The organism is Anaerobiospirillum sp. NML120448, assembly GCF_023050945.1.
Taxonomy (GTDB): Bacteria; Pseudomonadota; Gammaproteobacteria; order Enterobacterales; family Succinivibrionaceae; genus Anaerobiospirillum.
Genome location: NZ_JALKIM010000137.1, coordinates 1 through 2815, shown reverse-complemented (window position 1 = coordinate 2815; position 2815 = coordinate 1). Strand labels below are relative to the sequence as shown.

The following is a 2815-nucleotide window of genomic DNA, read 5'->3' as shown; positions in this document are numbered from 1 at the left end:
TAGCCCTAAAGGCTAGCCTTTTGTATTAGCATAGTAAGGAAACATAGTAGCCAAGATAGCTGCTGCATAGTGCTAGCTAAAAGGCAAAAGATAGCCCTAGAGGGCCTTTATTCCTATAGGGCTTTTAGCCCGCTACGGCTATTTAAGCCATGGTAAGCCATGGGAGGCTATTAGGCTATGGGACTATGAAGCAGTGAGAAGGTAGTGTGGTGAAGCTTGGCGGCTTGGTATGGCGTATGGTGGCCGTAATTGGGTATGGTATTTATTGGCTATAGTTAACAGTGAGAGTTTTGTAATGCACAGCGGCCTTATTGACCATCATTGCCACTTGTTGTTGGCTTATTACTATCCTTTTGATGACAACAAAAAGAACGCATCACCGTTCTTACAAAAATCTTATGCCTATCAAAAACAAAATATCTTAGAGCCTGTTTTAGCTAAGGTTAGAGCAGAATTACAAGGGTATGATGTTAATAACTCATCTTTTGAGCGCTTGTTAGATGAGCTAAAAATAAAGCTTTACTCTCAATTTAATTTGCAGGGGATTAACCTGATTGATAGGTGGCTTAGCTATGACATAGCGCAGTTTAATTTTTACACGGTAAATGTCTGTGATGCTTTGCTAAACATTGCAGTGCTTAAGGACTATTTAGACAAGTGCGGGCGCTGTTGTAGTAGCAAATTTAATATAGGGATAGGAATGCATCCTTATCATCTTGAGCCCAATATTAATATGAGCTCTTTTGGTATGAGCCTTAATGAAGAAATAGCTAGGGAGGTAAAGTTAATATCTTATTTAAAAGAACATTATCCTCAGGCTCTTAAGGGCGGGTTAGGAGAAATAGGCTTAGATAAAAGATTGTCAGTAGCTCTTAGTGAACAAATTGAAGTTTTAAGATCTTATTTATTATCTACCATGCACTTTAACTTACCTTATTCTTTTCACTGCGTAAAAGCCTATGATGAGCTGTATAAATTACTCAATAGCCAGCAATTTAAAGGAAAAATTACAGGCTGTGTGCATGGATTTAATGGCTCATGCCAGCAAGCTCTAGCCCTAAATAAACTAGGTTTAAAGATAGGATTAGGCAGATCTTTATTAGGCCAACAAAATGAAAAGAAAATCACAGCGTTATTAGAGTATGTGCCTTTAAAAGACATATTATTAGAAAGTGATTTTGATGGCAGCAGTTCCCTAAATTATGACGATAGGGTTGTGGCGGAGCTAGATTGCAAATTACAGTCCTTAGCTGGCAGATTGCCAAAGTAATGATAATTGTGCGCTCAATAATGCCAGGGCGGGCGCTATCTGGCGTTAGCAGTTGCTAGCAGACGCTAGCGCTAGCGCTAGTGTGAGCGCAGAGCTTGTTCTGCCCATGGCCTAGCCCAGGCCTGTGCATGTGGCAGTAGCATGGGCAGGGCAGGGGCTGGGCATGGGATCTGGTGGGTAATTTGGCGTTGGCTGGGGCATAGGGCGGGTATTGTCTTCATTAATGTCTTATAATTGTTGATTTCAAAAAATCAGTTGCAAGTTTCTTAATGAGAGTGCTCTTAATAAGAGATGGCTTTATTGTTGTTAGTAAAGCTAGCTAAGATTTAATATTAGGCTTGATTTGGGCCTTTATAAGTAAAAGGGTAAACATGTTTAAAGAGTTATTTTTAGTTATCAAGATTAATGAAGATGAGCCAGCTAATGCTTTTAGTATGAGACAAAAGCAATTAATTTGCGAAGTATTAGCTCATTGTGCCTGTGGTCTTGATGCTTGTAAGTGTGCTTATATTTTTGATAAAAAGCGTCCTTTAATCTATGTCTTAATTCTTTTACCAGAAGAAATAGATAGCGATACTGAAAAGTCCTTAAAGCATGAGGTATTAGAAGGTCGTTTTGCTCAGCAATGTGACGTACTGTTTAGTGAAAAATTTCCATGCTTTAATGAGCAGTGTAAAGATGCAGGCGCTTTAGTTATGGATATGGACATGACTACAGTGCAAATTGAAGGCATTGATGAAATTGCACGTTGCTTAAATGTCTTTGATGATGTGGCTGCCATTACTGCAGAGGCCATGCATGGCAAATTAGATTTTGCTCAATCACTTACTAAAAGAGTAGCCTTGCTAAAGGGTGGTAATGCTAATGAAGTATTACCAAAGGTCAAAGAAATTATGGTAGAAACTGATGGCCTAGATGAGCTATTAAATTATTGCAATGAGCTTAAGCGCCATCAGGAATTTAAAACTTGTATTGCCTCTGGTGGCTTCCATGAACTTATTGGTGTCATTAAAGATCGCTATGGCTTAGATGAAGTAAGAGCTAATAGCTTAGGTATTGATGAGATGGGGCTGTTTACTGGCAAGGTAGCAAGTGCCATTGTGGATGCTCAAGCTAAGGCTGACTTAGTAAATGATTTAATGAAGTCAGGCATCAAGCATGAGCGTGTAATTGTTTTGGGTGATGGAGCCAATGACTTAAAGATGATTGGTCAAGGTGGTTTAGGTATTGCCTATCACGCTAAGCCAAAAGTACAACAAGAGGCTCGCAATGTGCTCAATATTGGTACTTTAGCAGCGGTAAAAGCTTTATTAGAGCTAAAGTCTCATTTAAATTAATTAATTAAAAACTAAAGTTTCTAAACTGAATAAGGGGGCCATTGTGCCCCCTTGTATTTTTTGCTGAAGTTAGGTTTTTAGTTTTAGCGACCTGTACTAAAGCGCTCAAAACGGATAGCTTCGTTTGGTACTCCATTGGAAATGAGTGCATCTAAAGCCATATCCATAAATCCTTGTGGTCCACATACATAGTAGGTGGCATCATCAA

General features: G+C 39.0%; 2 protein-coding genes. Both read left to right on the top strand.

The genetic code is table 11. From position 1 onward, the window contains the following. The first annotated feature begins 334 nt into the window (after positions 1-334). Positions 335-1270, top strand: a complete 936-nt coding sequence (locus MXE38_RS12025) for a TatD family hydrolase (RefSeq protein WP_246915402.1) — start codon at positions 335-337, stop codon at positions 1268-1270. Between the two features lie 371 nt (positions 1271-1641). Continuing rightward, positions 1642-2607 (top strand): phosphoserine phosphatase SerB, encoded by a 966-nt coding sequence (serB, locus tag MXE38_RS12020; protein WP_246915400.1) that lies wholly within the window; start codon positions 1642-1644, stop codon positions 2605-2607. Positions 2608-2815: the final 208 nt, after the last annotated feature.

Coding starts and splice junctions, on each gene's coding strand:
- serB (WP_246915400.1), top strand. CDS start 1,642: ATGTTTAAAGAGTTATTTTTAGTTATCAAGATTAATGAAGATGAGCCA.